The sequence below is a fragment of the Agrobacterium sp. Ap1 genome, from assembly GCF_017313375.1.
GTDB classification, from domain to species: domain Bacteria; phylum Pseudomonadota; class Alphaproteobacteria; order Rhizobiales; family Rhizobiaceae; genus Neorhizobium; species Neorhizobium cellulosilyticum.
The window spans coordinates 395,466-412,004 of sequence record NZ_JAFLMY010000003.1; the positions used below are offsets into that span (position 1 = coordinate 395,466).

Sequence of the window (16,539 nt, forward strand, 5' to 3'; positions counted from 1 at the left end):
GCCATACCGCCCTCAAAAGAAAACCCCGGTCGATGCCGGGGTTTTCCTGATTTACTTGCTTGTCGCAGGCTTTCGTTTGAACAGGCCCTTGAGATTGTCGAAGAGCTCGATCTTGGCACCGTGGCGCTTCATGATCACGGCCTGCTGCGTGACCGACAGCGTGTTGTTCCAGGCCCAGTAGATCACCAGACCGGCCGGGAAGGATGCCAGCATGAAGGTGAAGACGAGCGGCATCCAGTTGAAGATCATCTGTTGCGTCGGATCAGGCGGCGTCGGGTTCATGCGCATCTGCAGGAACATCGTGATGCCCATGACGAGCGGCCAGACACCGATCATCAGGAAGTGCGGCACGTCGTAGGGCAGAAGACCGAACAGGTTGAACAGCGAGGTCGGGTCCGGCGCGGAAAGGTCCTGGATCCAGCCGAAGAACGGTGCATGGCGCATCTCGATCGTGACGTAGATAACCTTGTAGAGCGCGAAGAAGACCGGGATCTGCAGGAGCACCGGCCAGCAGCCGGCGATCGGGTTGATCTTCTCTTCCTTGTAGAGCGCCATCATTGCCTGCTGCAGCGCCATGCGGTCGTCGCCGTGCTTGGCTTTCAGCTCTTCCATCTTCGGCTGCATGCGCTTCATGTTGGCCATCGAAGCATACTGCTTGCTGGCCAGCGGGAAGAAGATCAGCTTCACGACGATGGTCGTCAGAAGGATCGCAACACCGAAATTGCCGACGTGACGGAAGAAGAAGTCCATCAGCTGGAACATCGGTTTGGTGATGAAGTAGAACCAGCCCCAGTCGATAAGAAGGTCGAAATGCGGGATCTTGTATTCTTCGGCATAACGGTCGACGAGCGGAACGCGCTTGGCGCCTGCGAACACCATGTTCTTCAGCTCAGTCGATTGGCCGGGCTGAATGGTCAGCGCATCGCTCTTGTAGTCAGCCTGGTAGCGCGGCTGGCCATCGGTGAAGTGGGTGAATCGGCCTTCATAAGGCAATGCCTGCGGCGGTACGATCGTCGCGGCCCAGTATTTGTCGGTAATGCCAAGCCAGCCGCCGGTTGCCTTGGCGCTCGTGACTGCATCTTCTTCGACGTTGGAATAGGTATGCTCGCTCAGGCTGCCGTCGGAACCGAAAACGCCGAGGAAGCCCTCATGAATGACCCATACGGACGGTGTGACCGGCTTGTTGTTACGGGTGATGCGGCCATAGGACGAGAGCGTTACAGCTTCAGAGCCCGGGTTCTCGATCTTGTCCGATACGGTGATCATGTAGTGATCATCAATCGAAATCGTCCGGTTGAACACGATGCCCTTGTCGTTGGTGAAGGAAAGCGTCACCGGTGTGGTCGTGGTCAGCTTCTGGCCGCTGGTGAGTGTCCATTTCGTGCCGGGACCCGGCGTCTGTCCGCTCGTGTCGCTGCCGATGTAGCCGATTTCGCCGAAATAGCCTTCCTTGGTATCGGAGGGCGAGAAGAGCGTGATGAGCGGGCTCGAGTCATCGACGGTCTCGTGATACTCGCGCAGTTTCAGGTCGTCGAAGCGCGCGCCGGTCAGGTTGATCGAGCCGGAAACGGCCGGAGTGTCGATTTCGACTCGCTCTGACTTGGCAAGCGCCTGCTCGCGTGTCGCGGTCGCTTCGGCCTGACCTGCACCCGGAAGGTTGCCGGTCGTCGCGGTAGTACCGGCGTTTTCCGGCGAGGGGGTCGGGTTTTGCGCGGCTTGCTGCTGCTGCAGTGCCTGCTGGGCTTCAGCGGCACGCTGCTGCGCTTCCATGCGCGGGTTCATATAAAGGAACTGCCAGGCAAGGACGATGACGACCGATAGGCCGATCGCGATGAAGTAATTTCGGTTTTTTTCCATCATGCTTTCCTGGAGGAGGTTCCTGAGACAGACTTGGGCTTTTGCCTGCCTTCAATCCGTGCTGCAAGTTGTTCGGTCAAATTTGAGAAGGAAATGCCGAGCACCTCCCTGCGCGCGACGATCACATAGTCGTGTCCATTTTCCATTGCAAATCCGGCGGATTTGCGCACCGCTTCCTTCAGGCGCCGGCGCATCCGGTTCCGCTCGACGGCGTTTCCGTGCTTTTTGGTAACGGTGAAGCCGACACGTGGCGGCTCATCGGGCTGCTTGCGGTCGAGAACTTCAAGGAGAAAGGTTCTCCCGCGGCGTGCTTCGCCTTTCCGAACAGCAAGAAACTGCGGCCGGCTTTTCAGCCGCCCGACAGTGTTTTTCTTGTCTTTACTCGTCGTCACTGCCCGGTCCGGGCAAGTCGGCCGTTAGGCCGACAGACTGGCACGGCCGCGTGCGCGACGAGCCGAAAGAACCTTGCGGCCACCCTTGGTAGCCATGCGGGCACGGAAACCATGACGACGCTTGCGAACAAGCTTGGACGGTTGGTAGGTACGCTTCATTTTTTTAATGCCGCGGTGTGCGGCCCTTCTTGAAGATTGCCTCTATCGAAGCAAGAGCGTTTCGGAAAATGCGCTGGCATGCGGATATGCAGGTTGCGAGCCGCTGCCTGAGCGCGCGGGCATATAGTTCAGGTTAAGCCCGAAAGTCAATCCGCAAGCCCCGGATGACCGGAAAGCCGCCGTTTTGCCATCCATTATTTAAGCGATTACGAATGCAATTATTAATATAGTTCGCGTCAGGCGTAGTTTCTTTGGTTGTGTTTTTGGCGAAGTTTTTTCTATGTTGTGGGCAATGGCTCAAGTCGTGAGAAAATATATCGCGAAATAAGTCATGCGAGCGGGAGAATTTTGCTTGCGCGCCTAAAGTCGGGTGGTGCTTTCGATCAGCCATTATTAACGATTTTATGCTAATTTTCACAGTCATCAAGAATAGCGGCTGATCTTGGCGCTATTCTGGTGTCTTTGGAGGGCGTTACCGTGAAAATTGGAGTAAAGATCAACCTTCTCGTAGGGTTGATGAGCCTTGTCGCATGTGCAATTGCCGGATTGTCGGTATTCGCAGTGAGCGAATACCATGACAAGCAGAGCGCCTACGCTAATATCGCTGATCGCGTCTACAAGGGCGAGCGACTCAACCGCCTGGTGACCGCGGTGGTTATGGACGCTCGCGGTATGTATGCGGCGAAGGATGTCTCATCCGCCAAGCCTTTTGGTGAAGGCGTGACGAAAAGTCTCGCCGACATGGAAAAGCTGATTGCCGATTGGGCCGCTGTCGTTCCAGCAGCGCAGAAGGCGCAATTCGACAAGCTCACGGCAGGTTTCACAGAGTTCAAGTCATTCCGCACCGAAACGGTGCGCCTCGGCGCGACCGAAGGGCCGCAGGCTGCCAATGTTCAGGGTAACAACGACGCCAACCGCGCAAACCGCAAAGCCTATCAGGGGGAGATCGACAAGGTCGTTGCCTCAGATGTTGCCGAACTGGACGTGTTAAGCGCAGAGATGACGTCCTTCGGTAACCTGATCTTCTACTCCGTTCTTCTCGTTGCCATTCTCGGTGTCGGCGGTGGCCTGGGCTTTGGCCTTTATCTTGGACGCAGCCAGATTAGCGGTCCTATCCTTAAGCTGACATCTTCGATGGGGCGCCTTGCTCACGGTGATTATGATGCCGCCGTGCCATTTTCCGGCCGCAGGGACGAAATTGGCGACATGGCCGCAGCCGTCGAAGTCTTCAAGACGAACGGCCTGGAAGTTGCCCGCATGACCGATGCCGAGGCGGGTTTGAAGGCAAAGAGTGACGATCTGCAGACGCGTATGTCTGCCGTTGTCCAAGCTGCAGCCGAGGGCGATTTCACTTGTCGCATTGATAAGCAATGGGGTGTCGAAAGCCTTGACCGTGTGGCCCGCAATATCGACCAGCTCGTCAAAAGCATCGATGCCGGCGTATCGGAAACGCGCCGCGTCGTGAAAAGCCTTTCCGATGGCGATCTCACCGACGCCATGCGGGGAGATTTCAAGGGCGCATTTGCCGAACTGCAGGAAAACGTCAACAGTACGATGCAGACACTTCAGTCCACCATGGGTAAGGTGCGCAATGCCACCGGTGCCATGAATAACGGCGCGTCCGAACTGAGCAGTGCCGCTAATGATCTGTCGAAGCGCACCGAGCAGCAGGCGGCAGCCCTTGAAGAAACGTCGGCCGCTCTCGATCAGATCACCTCCGTCGTGAGGACCTCGACCGAGCGGGCCAATGAAGCGACCACCATGGTCGGCGAGGCGAAGGAAAGCGCGATCCAGTCCGGCGCGGTCGTTCGCAATGCCATCGAAGCGATGGGGCGAATCGAGCAGGCCTCGCGTGAGATCGCCCAGATTACCAATGTCATCGACGAGATCGCGTTCCAGACCAACCTTCTGGCTCTGAATGCGGGTGTGGAAGCGGCGAGGGCCGGGGAAGCAGGCAAAGGCTTTGCCGTCGTCGCCCAGGAGGTCCGCGAACTCGCACAACGCTCCGCCAGCGCGGCGAAGGATATCAAGTCGCTGATCGGCAAGTCAGGCGAGGAAGTGGCAGGCGGCGTTCAACTGGTTCAGAAGACCGGAGCAGCTCTGTCGGAAATCGAAGCGCGCGTCAGCCGCATCAATGACCATATCCATTCGATCGCCGTGGCATCGAAGGAGCAGGCGACCGGTCTTGCCGAGGTAAATACCGCGGTCAACCAGATGGACCATGTCACCCAGCAGAATGCCGCCATGGTTGAAGAAAGTTCTGCTGCGACCAGCAAGCTATCTACCGAAGCCGATGCACTTTATCGTCTTGTATCGCACTTCAGGATTGCCGAGGAAGATAGCCGCTTGCCTCGTCTTGTGCCGGCCGAAGCTACTCATCGCCCACAAGCTTCCCCGGCAAGAAAACTGACCGCAGCTCTCAGCCGTGCCTTGGGCGGAGGTGGCTCGGCCAAAGCAGCGGCAAGCGTTGCTGATTGGGAAGAATTCTGAATTCCAGCCTGAACATTACCGAAATTTAAGGCGGAGGCGGCTTTTGCCTCCGCCTTTTGCGTTTGCGCGGGGTGTTCAAATCTTGGTGACGCGGTAAAATGGTCGCATACACGCGGAGTTGAAACCCGTGGCTGAAATTGGAGATCCGTATGGATAGCGAGGTTCACACCTCGGAACGGCAGGGGACATGGCCGGACGGCGCCGGACCGGAGCCGATGCCGACCATCCTGCGCGGTCTTTCCGGGCGGTTGCTCTGGCTGACGGTCATATTCGTCATGATGGCAGAAATCCTGATTTTCATGCCGTCAATCTCCAGCATGCGCATGAACTGGCTTCGTGATCGCCTGGATACTGCCGCCGCGGCGGGCATCGTGATCGACGGGTTGCAGCCTGCCGAATTACCGCGCGCCGTGCAAGACGACACGCTGCTGGCGACCGGAACAAAGGTCATCGCGTTGCGCAAGGATGGAACGTCCCGGCTTCTGGCCGCAATCGAGGTTCCGCCGGAGATCGATGCTCAATACGATCTTGCTCACACGTCTCTGCTAGGCTCGATGCGTGATGCGCTGGATACGCTTGTCTTCGGTGGCAACCGGGTGATGCGTGTTTTCGGTCCGGTTGGTGAAAGCGATATGATCATCGAACTGGTCATGACTGATAACGCCCTTCGCAAGGATATGCTGATCTACTCGAAGATGATGTTTCTCATCTCCTTGTTGATTTCGTTGATCACGGCAGTGCTTATTTTCCTCGCGATCAATCGCATGATGATTTCACCGATCCGGCGACTGACACACAATATGCAACTTTTTTCTGAGCGACCCGATGACCCTTCCCGGGTTTTCTCCGCCGATCGTTCTCGTGGCGAGCTGGCCGTCGCAGGGCGGCATCTTGCAGCAATGCAGGTCGAGCTTCAAAGGACGTTGAAGCAACAGAAGAACCTTGCCGATCTTGGTCTGGCTGTATCGAAGATCAATCACGACATGCGCAACATCCTTGCTTCCGCTCAATTGATGTCGGACCGCCTGACGGATGTCGAAGACCCGATGGTCAGAAGTTTTGCGCCAAAACTGCTACGCACCATCGACAGGGCCGTCGGGTACACCAATGAGGTCCTAGCCTATGGTCAGGCATCGGAAGCTGCTCCGCGCCGCCGACGGGTAAACCTGACCGACCTGTGCCAGGAAGTGCGTGACATGCTGGCCATCGATCCTGACTCGGGCATAGAATTCGTCGAACAGATCTCGGAAGGCGTGGAGGTCGATTGCGACGGGGAGCAGATTTTCCGCGTGGTCCACAATTTGTGCCGTAACGCCGTCCAGGCGTTGCTCACGCATGATGCGAATGATCCGAAAGCTGTGCGGCGGGTCACGCTGACGGCACATCGCCTCGGCAGCGTTGTCAGCATCACCGTTGATGACACCGGGCCGGGCATGCCGCGCAAGGCGCGGGAGAATCTCTTCTCGGCCTTCAGGGGCTCTGCACGTTCTGGCGGAACAGGGTTGGGGCTGGTCATTGCGCGCGAGTTGGTGCTGGCGCATGGCGGTACGATCGCGCTCGTTGAAAAACCAGGTCCGGGCACGCAATTCCGTATCGAAATTCCCGACCGTCCGGTCTCTTTGGAGGACTATCGCGCCAGGGCGTGAGTAATTGTTATTTGAAAACAACGGATTGATGAATTTGCGAAGATAAAATGACATCAAGCCGGGGAAAATCGCTTGCAATCCTTCTCGGCAGCCTTTAGAGGATCGCCACGCCAGCGGAACACACCGCTGACAGACGCACCCGTAGCTCAGCTGGATAGAGCACCAGACTACGAATCTGGGGGTCAGGAGTTCGAATCTCTTCGGGTGCGCCATTCTTTTTTCTTTGAAATACGGATGCTATTGCACGCGGCAAAGAGTTCCTCTGCCTGACGCAGTGTATTCCGCTTCACTCAGCTCCCTGTGAAAATTCCTCTCGTTTTCTCCCTCTGCCCGATGGGCAGAACACACCGCGTGCGCTATCCAGAATAGACCTGTGAATCAGTCAGCTTGTTGCAGCAGTTTCAAGCGGCTGTTGTCTGTTCGGAGTCGGATGTCATGAGATGGAAGCGTACGATCCAGTTGCTGGATGTTCATGCGGAAGGCGAGATCGGCCGTGTAGCGATCGGTGGCGTTCCGAAAATTCCGGGCAATACCGTCGCCGAGCAGCTGGCATGGATGAATTCCGATCCCAAGGGGCAGGAACTGCGCCGCTTCCTTTGCCTTGAGCCGCGCGGCACCCCGATCGGTTCCGTCAATCTTCTCCTGCCGCCAAAACATCCGGATGCGGATGCTGCCTTCATCATCCTGCAACCAGATCAGGCGCATGCAAGCTCGGGCTCCAATTCGATCTGCGCCACCACTGCGCTTCTGGAAGCCGGTATCGTCGAGATGAAGGAACCGGAAACCGTCGTCACGCTGGAAACGGCCGCTGGCCTCGTACGGGCTGTCGCCACTTGCCGCGACGGCCGGTGCGAAAAGGTGAAGCTCACAATGGTCCCGTCCTTCGTGCATGAACTGGACGTGAAGCTTCTGACGCCGGAATGGGGCGAGATCACGCTCGACATTTCCTATGGCGGCATTTTTTACGGTCTCGTCGACGTATCCCAGATCGGCCTCACCATCGAAAAGAAGAATGCCGCTGCCCTCGTGCAGGCCGGCATGATTCTGAAGGATCTGATCAACCGCCAGATCCCTGTGGCCCACCCGGAAATCCCGGCAATCTCCGGCGTCGCTTATGTGATGTTCCGCGATACGGAAGCCGATGGCACGGTGCGTACATGCACGACCATGTGGCCGGGCAGGGCTGATCGTTCGCCATGCGGTACAGGCAACTCCGCCAATCTGGCAACGTTGCACGCCCGCGGCAAGGTGGCGGTGGGTGATATGTTCCTGTCACGCTCGATTATTGGGACGCAGTTCGAAGTGGGACTTTCCGCCGAAACCGAGGTTGCGGGAGAGCCCGCCATCATCCCGACGATTGCCGGTCGCGGGTTCACCTTCGGCCTGCATCAGATCGCACTCGACCCATTTGATCCGTTGGCCGATGGTTTTGCAATGACCGACGTCTGGGGGCCTTCCGCCGGCGAGATAATCTGATCTATCAGATCTCGCTGCCGATCTTGGCCGGCGCTTCGACATCACCTTGTTTCAGCACCAGCGAGCTTACGCCCTCGACGCCCTGCTGGTTGGGATCAGGCACAACACCCAGTTCCTGGAACTGCATGTATTTGGTAGCGCCGAACATATCGCCTTTTTCTGCAGCCTGACGATACATCTCGGCAGCTTTTTCTGCATTGGCCGTAATGCCTTCGCCAGTTTCATACATAATGCCAAGATTGATCATCGCGTCGGTATTGCCGCGCTGCGCAGCAAGATCGTACCAGGCGATTGCGGTCTGGTCGTCGGCCTCCAATAGCTGGCCTTCGTCATAGATGGCACCGATATTAAACGCGGCAGTGTCATCCCCGTCAGCGGCGGCCTTCTCGAACCATTGAAGCGCCTTGTCGACATCGGGCTGCGTACCCAGACCATCGCGATAGGCAACGCCGAGATTATAGGCGGCAAGTGTATTGCCGTTGTCGGCAGCCTGCTGATAATACGCAAACTCCGCCTTGTCGTCGCCGAGACGACCCATAAGCATGCCATAGTTCACCATGGCAGCCGCGTAACCATCCTTTACCGCCGTGCTGTAGGCACTCATCGCCTGATCGGGCTGGTCGACGCTATTGAGCGCTCGGCCCAGCTGATACGCGAAGCGCGGGTTCCCCGTCGTATCGAAAGCGATGCGGCATGCCTGAACGGCCTGATTGCCTATGTCGGCGATGTTGACAGGCGCAAAATCGCCGTTGCGCTGTTGGTCGTAAGGGCTGCCTGCCAGGCGATCGCAATCACCCTGCTGCGCCGAGGCAAGAAGGAGGTTGTTGCGCTCGGCAGCATCAGGTGAGACAGTCAGCGCGAGAAGCGCGACAGCGGCACCTGTGGTAATCGCAAAACCCTTGTTGACTTTCAGAGTCCGGGATTTCATTGTTCGCTCCGACTCAAAACACTTTCAGATTGCTTAATGAACGCAGCACTCGTGTGCTTGTTCCGCGTATTCGCATCGACTGTCCTTTCAGAGCCTCTGTAATCCGCACGATTTCGTGAAGTTTAGCGTGATATTGTCGGCATCGATTGGATGTTCCGGTGTTCTCGGAATGGGCGTGAGATTGTCTTTGCGTCTGCTTTGATGTTAAGCGGGATCGGCATCCCCAAAACACTCAGCGGAACAGCTCCATGAAAACGCTCCAGATTCGCCGCCCCGACGATTGGCATCTCCATCTGCGGGATGGCGCAGTGCTGGAGGGCGTGATCGGCGATACGAGCCGTCACTTTGCCCGTGCGATCATCATGCCGAACCTCGTTCCCCCGGTCGTGACCACGGCCGATGCCACAGCTTATCGCTCACGTATCATGGCTGCCCTGCCGCAAGGGCATAGGTTCGAGCCGCTGATGACCCTCTATCTGACGGAGCATACGAACCCGGATGATGTGGAGGAAGGCAAGAAGAGCGGTCTCATTACTGCCGTGAAGCTCTATCCTGCGGGCGCCACGACCAACTCCCATGGCGGCGTGCGCGATCTGGAAAAGGCCATGCCGGTTTTGGAGCGCATGGCGAAGATAGGCCTGCCGCTTTGCGTGCATGGTGAAGTGACGACGCCCGAGGTCGATATCTTCGACCGTGAGGCGGTCTTCATCGAGACGGTGCTTGATCCGCTGCGCAAGCGGCTTCCGGAACTGAAGGTAACGATGGAGCATGTCACGACCTCGGACGGTATCGACTATATCAAGTCGTCCAAGGCGAACCTTGCAGGCTCGATCACCACACATCACCTGATCATCAACCGCAACGACATTTTGGTCGGCGGCATCCGCCCGCATTATTACTGCCTGCCGGTCGCCAAGCGCGAGAGCCATCGCCTGGCCTTACGGGCCGCTGCGACATCCGGGGACCATCGTTTCTTCATTGGCACAGATTCCGCGCCGCATGTCGACCCGTTGAAGGAATGTGCCTGTGGCTGCGCCGGCATCTATACTTCGGTGAACACGATGAGCTGCCTTGCCCATGTTTTCGAGCAGGATAATGCTCTGGAAAAGCTGGAAGCCTTCGCATCGCTGAATGGTCCGGCATGGTACGGGCTGCAGCCGAACGAAGAAAAGATCACGCTTGAGAAGCAGGACGTGCAGGTCGAGTTTCCTGCAAAACGCGATACCGGCGCCGGTGCAATCACCGTGTTCGATCCCGGTTTCCAAATCTTCTGGAATGTCGTGGACTGAAATTACTGGTTGTTTCTGCCGGCTTGATATTTATTCGAGTTGTAGCTCTCCAAAGGTAACACTTTGGAGAGATTCTCATCTTAGCTTCTGCTCGCATATTGAATAAATCTTCGAAGAGAATTCCGGCATGATGCTTGACTATCAATCTCTTCTGCTTGCGCTTGGCGTTTCCGCCGCATGCCTGATGGTGACCTTGTTTGGCACCTGGTTTTCCCGTCGAACGGATTCTTTTCTTTTGACCCTGGCCATTTCACTATGCCTGGTGGTGGCCGGCATTGCTGTCTACAGCACATTCTCTGCTCAATCGGGTCTCGCTCCCGCTGCGATAGCTTATGCGCTGTTCATGATCGGCTTTTCCACTATCTACGCTGCTTCGGTCCAGTTTCGTATTGGAATATCACCCTGGCGGTTGGCCGGTATTCTGTCCTTTGTCAGCCTTGCACTTGGCATGCCGCTAATTCTCGTCGGGCTCGACGGGCTCGGCCTGATCATCATGAATGTCCTGACGGCTACCCTTCTTGTCGGCACGGGGTGCCAATACTGGACGGCACGCAAAGAGGCTCCTGGTCCTTTGCTTGGCATGGTCATTCTCTATTGCGTCAGCGGTTTCTCCTTCGCCCTTTGTGCCGGTGTTCTTATTGCGGGTGGCCGCATGAGCCTGGGCGAACCGCCGGTAAACTGGGCGGAAAACTTGAATATCGGCATCTGCATCGCGGGCATGACCGGCATTGGCGCCTTGTCGCTAGCGCTTCATCAATGGCGCATGGCGGCCCTTCACCGGCATGAAGCGATGACGGATGCCCTGACTGGCCTCATCAATCGTAGAGCATTGTTTGATCAGTATGGCGGACGCAAGCTCAATGCATCGACCGCCGTGATCGTCTTCGATATAGATAGGTTCAAGTCGATCAACGACCGGTTTGGCCATTCCGCGGGCGATGAGGTTCTGAAACTCTTCGCGCAGGACATGCTGTCGGAAATGATTGCCGAGGGGGCGGCAGCGCGGCTGGGAGGCGAAGAGTTTGCCATGGTTGTCGGCGAGGTCATGCCCGGCCGGGCCGAAAGGATCGCCAATGCAGTACGTATGCGTTTCGCGGCACGTGACATCTTCATCGATGGAAAGCTCGTTCGCTGCACGGTCAGCGGAGGTGTCTCTGTCGGCACTCCGGAAGGCCAGCCGTTCGAAACCGTTCTGAGCCTTGCTGATGGCGCCCTTTATGAAGCAAAGGGCGCCGGGCGCGATCGGGTCGAAATCGCATCCTATCTCCGATCCATCCACCCTGCGCCTGACAGCCGCACTTCAGCCTGAAAATTTCATCGCCTAATCTATCCGCTGGCGTATCTGACACCATGCTGCTATTGCGGCGCGTGGTTTGAAGCAATGTCCAGCGAAAATCTGCAGCAGTTTCGCGTTCGGACTTGCGAATAAAGAAAAGCAGCGATCAAGGAGCGGGCGCATGATCCAGACCACATTTACCGACCGGAACGTAATGGCCGAACTGATGGCAAAGATGCTCTGGGAAATCGGAGCCGTGCATTTCAGCGCCGACAAGCCCTACAAGTTCTCCTCCGGCATGATGAGCCCCGTCTATATCGACTGCCGCAAGCTGCTTTCCTTCCCGCGTGTTCGCTCCACCATCATGGATTTTGCCGCAGCCACCGCTTTGCGCGAAGCCGGCTTTGAGAAGTTCGATTGTATCGCAGGTGGCGAAACTGCGGGCATTCCGTTTGCAGCCCTTCTGTCCGAACGCCTCGGCCTGCCGATGATCTATGTCCGCAAGAAGCCCAAGGGCCACGGTCGTGCATCGCAGATTGAAGGCCATCTGCCGGAAGGTGCTCGTGTCCTCGTCATCGAGGACCTCGTCACGGTCGGCGGCGGCATGTTCACCTTCATTGACGCCATCCGCGCGGCAGGCGGCGTGGTTGACCATGGTATGTCGCTGTTCTTCTACGACATGTATCCGCAGGTCGCCGAGCGTTTTGCCAATGGCAAGGTTCAGTTCAATTACATCGCCACATGGCGCAACGTTTTGGCTGTTGCCCGTGAGCAGAAGCTGTTCGACGAAAAGACCTTTACGGAAGTCGAATCCTTCCTCGACGCGCCATTGGCCTGGTCGGGTCGCAATGGTGGCGTAGCTGAGCTTTCGCTCTAGCAATGATATAAAAGCTCAGGTATCGATGGGCGAAACAATGATCTCGGGAGGAAATCGATGATCCTGTGCTGCGGCGAAGCTTTGATTGACATGTTGCCGCGTGAGACGACGCTCGGCGAACCGGCCTTTTCGCCCTATGCCGGTGGCGCCGTCTTCAATACGGCCATCGCACTTGGCCGTCTGGGTGTCCCGACGGCCTTCTTCACCGGTCTGGCTGATGACATGATGGGCGACATCCTGCGCGACACGCTGCGCAAGAGCAATGTCGATTTCAGCTATTGCGCCATCGCCTCGCGGCCCTCGACCATCGCTTTCGTCAAGCTGGTGAATGGACATGCAACCTACGCCTTTTACGACGAAGGCACCGCTGGCCGCATGATCACCGAGGCCGATCTGCCGGCGATCGGGGACGAATGCGAGGCGCTGCATTTCGGTGCGATCAGCCTGATCCCGGAACCCTGCGGTTCGACCTATGAGGCGCTGATGCTGCGCGAGCATGAAAAGCGCGTCATCTCGCTCGATCCGAACATCCGCCCCGGCTTTATCAAGGACAAGGCGGCTCATCTCGCCCGTATCCGCCGCATGGCCGCCATGTCGGATATCGTGAAATTCTCGGATGAGGATCTCGCCTGGTTCGGCCTGGAAGGCGACGAGGATACGCTCGCCCGCCACTGGCTGCATCACGGCGCAAAGCTTGTCGTCGTCACCCGCGGCGCAGAGGGCGCTGTCGGCTATACGGCGGATCACAAGGTCATGGTTCCGAGTGAACGGGTGACGGTCGTCGATACGGTCGGCGCCGGCGACACGTTCGATGCAGGCATTCTCGCATCGCTGAAGATGCAGAACCTGCTGACCAAGTCCCAAGTCGCAAACCTGACCGAAGACCAGATTGCTAAGGCACTCGCGCTGGGTGCCAAAGCCGCAGCCGTCACTGTCTCGCGGGCAGGGGCAAACCCGCCATTTGCGAACGAGATCGGGCTGTAATCGAGCCTTCCACAGCGAATAAAAAAGCCCTCCGGAACGTCCTTCCGGAGGGCTTTTTGTTTGATTGTATCGAGCTTACTTCTTCAGCCCAGCCAGCGTCTTCACCAACCCTTGAGTCGAGGAATCGTGCCCGGAAGCGCTTTCCTTGCCTTCAACGACCGGAAGCAGGCCGGTCGCCAGTTCCTTGCCTAACTCCACACCCCACTGGTCGAAGGAGTTGATGCGGAAGAGCACGCCCTCGACAAAGACGCGGTGCTCGTAAAGCGCCACGAGGCGGCCGAAGGCGAACGGGGTCAGCTTGTCATGCACGAAGGTGATCGACGGGCGGTTGCCGGTAAACACGCGGTGTGGCGCGATAAAATCGGCTTGCTTGTCCTCCATACCCTTGGAGGTCAGCTGGGCTTTCGCTTCCTCAAAGGTGCGGCCCTTCATCAACGCTTCCGACTGCGCCAGGCAATTGGCTATCAGCAGGTCGTGCTGGTGGCGAAGCTCCGGCTCGAAACCGTTGGCCGCGATCATGAACTCGGCCGGAATGATGCTCGTGCCCTGGTGGATCAGCTGGTAGAAGGCATGCTGACCGTTGGTGCCGGGCTCGCCCCAGACGACCGGACCGGAATTGCCCTCGACCGGCGTACCGTCGATCGTCACGCCCTTGCCGTTAGATTCCATGTCGAGTTGCTGCAGATAGGCCGGGAAGCGCAAGAGGCGCTGGTCATAGGGCAGGATCGCGCGGGTCGGGTAACCCAGAACGTTGCGATGATAAAAGCCGATCAGGCCGAGCAGCATCGGCAGGTTTTCACGAACCGGTGCCTCGCGGAAATGCTTGTCCATCGCATGTGCGCCATCAAGAAACTTGCCGAAATTGTCCGGCCCGATAGCGATCATCAGCGGCAGGCCGATAGCCGACCAGATCGAATAACGGCCGCCGACCCAGTCCCAGAAGCCGAAGACCCGCTCTGCATCAATGCCGAAGGCCGCCACCTTCTCGAGTGCGGTGGAGACGGCGCAGAAGTGATGCTCCACGGCGGCATCGCCCAGCTTGTCCGCGATGAACCTGCGGGCCGTGGCCGCATTGGTCATCGTTTCGACCGTCGTGAACGTCTTGGACGCAACGATAAACAGCGTCGTCTCCGCATCGAGCAGCTTCAGCGTATCGGCAATATGCGCGCCATCGACATTGGAAACGAAATGCGCGCGTGGGCCGTCATGGTAAGGAGCGAGCGCCAGCGTTGCCATGACCGGGCCGAGGTCCGAACCGCCAATGCCGATATTAACGACATCGGTGATCTTTTTGCCGGTTGCGCCTTTCAAGGCGCCGGAACGGATGCCATCGGCAAACTTGCCCATCGCTGCCAGAACGGAATTGACGTCCGGCATGACATCCTTGCCGTCGACCAGAACCGGCGTGTTGGACCGGTTGCGTAGCGCCGTATGCAGCACTGCGCGGTCTTCGGTGAAGTTGATGGCGACGCCGGAGAACATCTCTTCGCGCTTCTTCGCCACGCCGCCGGCATCGGCTAGCTTCTCAAGCAGCGTGAGGATTTCCTCGTTCACCGCGGTCTTGGAATAATCCATGGTGAGATCATCGAAGCGGGCGCTGAATTTTTCGAAGCGGCCCGCATCCCTGGCGAAAGCGGCACGAATGTCCGTCGCCTTGGTAGCGTCTGCGGTTGCCTTGAGCTCTTGGACGATGGTCTGCATGATTTCCTCGCATTCTGCAGAATGATGCAGGGGAACCTATTCGCTTTCTTGTTCAAATCAAGCGTCACCGTTGCGTCTTTTGCGTAACGGCTCAGTCAATTGTCCATTTCACTGGCCGACGGCCGTCTCCACCGTGTTGCCGACTGCCTGTCCGAAACGGCCGACCTGATCGTTATAACTGCGCCGTGTTGCCGGGTCGAAGATCGCAATCGGCGTGCTGACGGCGACACTCGCTGCGCCGCCCACGGTTTGTGCGGTGCCGAGCGCCACAGCCCCCAGTCGTTCGCCAAGCCCGACATCGCTGTCGGTCACGGTCTGCCCTGCAATCAGCCGGTTGCCGATCAGCTTCACCACTTCCGGGCTTTCGGCGAACTTGCCATGGTTCAGCCTGTCGCCGCCCTTGAGCTTCGTCAGGTCCAGCACAACGATTCCGGCCTTCTCGAATTCGCTGCGATACGGCTCGACCGTCGGGTCGACCTGGCCCAGCCGGTCGATATTGCCGGAGATCCGCCGGGATAGGCTGAGAGCCCGGTCATCCTGCGATACGAAGAGGGTGAAGTGAGGATGCTTGGGACCAAGCTCGGCAAACTGCCGGCCGAACACGTCGACATCGAGATCCGGCGAGGCCAGAATGACGTTCTGGATCTTGGGCGCCACGCGACCGTCGCGGATTGCCATTTGGCGCAGCGCCTCGACCGTGAGCCAGGACCCCATGGAATGCGCCATGATCGTCACTTCGCCGACCGCAGGATCGGTAGAAAGCTGACGCAGCATGTTCTCCAGCGCATCGCGGGAATAGTTGGTGCTTTCCTTGTCGTAGTTATAGGCAAAGATGCTGCCGCGCGACGGCCAGGTGAAAAGCACTGGCGCCACGTCCGTATTGGAATCATGGACAATCTGCGCAAAGCGATAGACGGCATCCTCGTAGCGATTGTTGAACCCGTGGACAAAGACCATCACCCTGCGGCTCTTGGGCAGGTTATGATGCAGCCAGTTGCGCGCACCGCCGATCTGCAGCGGGGTGACCGAAAGCGTGGCGAATTCCTTGGCGGGGTTGGCAGGAAGCTTTTTCGGCCATTGCACCTGACCCACTTCACGTGCGCTGTCGGGCGGTATCGAAACCTTGATTTCAGTGACGGAGGGTTCTCGTCCGCGTTCACCGGAGAACAGGATGCCGGGCGCTTCGGTCGGCTTGCGGGTTGTCGCCACCAGCACATCGACGGTCGAGGTGTCGGGAACAGACGCAGTAGCCGTCGGAATGAGCACGCCTTCGGGCCTGCCGGCGCAGCTCGAAAGCGCAGCGACGAGAGAAGCAACGGCAATCAGGCGAAACGAAAATCCGGCACGGTTTTGCAAGCGAACTCCAACAGCTTATCCCCGGCACCACAGCTCGTGAGTAGTTGAGCGCGAAGGTGCCGTCCACTGCTAAACGGAGGAGATGACAGCGACAAGTCACTCTTGGTT

At 57.9% G+C, this 16,539-nt stretch carries 13 protein-coding genes and 1 tRNA gene; 8 read left to right on the forward strand and 6 right to left on the reverse strand.

Features of this window, described 5'->3' with window-relative positions:
* Window positions 1–51: 51 nt before the first annotated feature.
* From yidC to rpmH, 3 genes are read right to left on the reverse strand one after another with little or no spacing between them, the layout of a single operon-like run.
* Window positions 52–1,857, reverse strand: a complete 1,806-nt coding sequence (gene yidC / locus JZX87_RS08165) for a membrane protein insertase YidC (protein ID WP_206825026.1) — start codon at window positions 1,855–1,857, stop codon at window positions 52–54.
* Window positions 1,857–2,249, reverse strand: a complete 393-nt coding sequence (gene rnpA / locus JZX87_RS08170; protein ID WP_148148342.1) for a ribonuclease P protein component — start codon at window positions 2,247–2,249, stop codon at window positions 1,857–1,859. Before rnpA ends, yidC begins: the two co-directional genes overlap by 1 nt.
* Window positions 2,250–2,273: 24 nt before the next feature.
* Entirely contained in the window at window positions 2,274–2,408 is a 135-nt protein-coding gene (rpmH, locus tag JZX87_RS08175) for a 50S ribosomal protein L34 (RefSeq protein WP_112458319.1), read from the reverse strand.
* Between the two features lie 477 nt (window positions 2,409–2,885).
* Here rpmH and JZX87_RS08180 point away from each other — a divergent pair, with 477 nt between their 5' ends.
* The 4 genes from JZX87_RS08180 to JZX87_RS08195 all read left to right on the forward strand — a co-directional run bounded on the left by JZX87_RS08180 (window position 2,886) and on the right by JZX87_RS08195 (window position 8,020).
* Window positions 2,886–4,898, forward strand: coding sequence for a methyl-accepting chemotaxis protein (locus JZX87_RS08180; RefSeq protein ID WP_206825027.1), 2,013 nt, complete (start codon window positions 2,886–2,888; stop codon window positions 4,896–4,898).
* Window positions 4,899–5,047: 149 nt separating this feature from the next.
* Entirely contained in the window at window positions 5,048–6,544 is a 1,497-nt protein-coding gene (locus tag JZX87_RS08185; RefSeq protein ID WP_206825028.1) for a sensor histidine kinase, read from the forward strand.
* Window positions 6,545–6,679: 135 nt separating this feature from the next.
* A tRNA-Arg gene (locus JZX87_RS08190) sits at window positions 6,680–6,756 on the forward strand.
* A gap of 223 nt (window positions 6,757–6,979) precedes the next feature.
* Window positions 6,980–8,020 (forward strand): proline racemase family protein, encoded by a 1,041-nt coding sequence (locus JZX87_RS08195; protein ID WP_206825029.1) that lies wholly within the window; start codon window positions 6,980–6,982, stop codon window positions 8,018–8,020.
* A 4-nt stretch (window positions 8,021–8,024) separates the two neighbouring features.
* Here the strand turns inward: JZX87_RS08195 and JZX87_RS08200 are convergent, their stop codons facing one another.
* Entirely contained in the window at window positions 8,025–8,948 is a 924-nt protein-coding gene (locus JZX87_RS08200; protein ID WP_206825030.1) for a tetratricopeptide repeat protein, read from the reverse strand.
* Window positions 8,949–9,196: 248 nt separating this feature from the next.
* On the opposite strand from JZX87_RS08200, the gene pyrC reads away from it, so the two are divergent.
* From pyrC to JZX87_RS08220, 4 genes are all read left to right on the forward strand, one after another.
* Window positions 9,197–10,237 (forward strand): dihydroorotase, encoded by a 1,041-nt coding sequence (gene pyrC / locus JZX87_RS08205; RefSeq protein WP_206825031.1) that lies wholly within the window; start codon window positions 9,197–9,199, stop codon window positions 10,235–10,237.
* A gap of 127 nt (window positions 10,238–10,364) precedes the next feature.
* Entirely contained in the window at window positions 10,365–11,546 is a 1,182-nt protein-coding gene (locus JZX87_RS08210; protein WP_206825032.1) for a GGDEF domain-containing protein, read from the forward strand.
* 148 nt (window positions 11,547–11,694) lie between these two features.
* A complete protein-coding gene (locus JZX87_RS08215; protein WP_183823504.1) occupies window positions 11,695–12,390 on the forward strand; it encodes an orotate phosphoribosyltransferase in 696 nt (231 codons plus the stop codon).
* A gap of 57 nt (window positions 12,391–12,447) precedes the next feature.
* Window positions 12,448–13,374, forward strand: a complete 927-nt coding sequence (locus JZX87_RS08220) for a carbohydrate kinase family protein (protein ID WP_206825033.1) — start codon at window positions 12,448–12,450, stop codon at window positions 13,372–13,374.
* A gap of 75 nt (window positions 13,375–13,449) precedes the next feature.
* On the opposite strand, the gene pgi is transcribed toward JZX87_RS08220, so the two are convergent.
* Window positions 13,450–15,075, reverse strand: coding sequence for a glucose-6-phosphate isomerase (gene pgi / locus JZX87_RS08225; protein WP_206825034.1), 1,626 nt, complete (start codon window positions 15,073–15,075; stop codon window positions 13,450–13,452).
* A 108-nt stretch (window positions 15,076–15,183) separates the two neighbouring features.
* A complete protein-coding gene (locus JZX87_RS08230) occupies window positions 15,184–16,431 on the reverse strand; it encodes an alpha/beta hydrolase (RefSeq protein ID WP_148148332.1) in 1,248 nt (415 codons plus the stop codon).
* Between the last annotated feature and the right edge of the window lie 108 nt (window positions 16,432–16,539).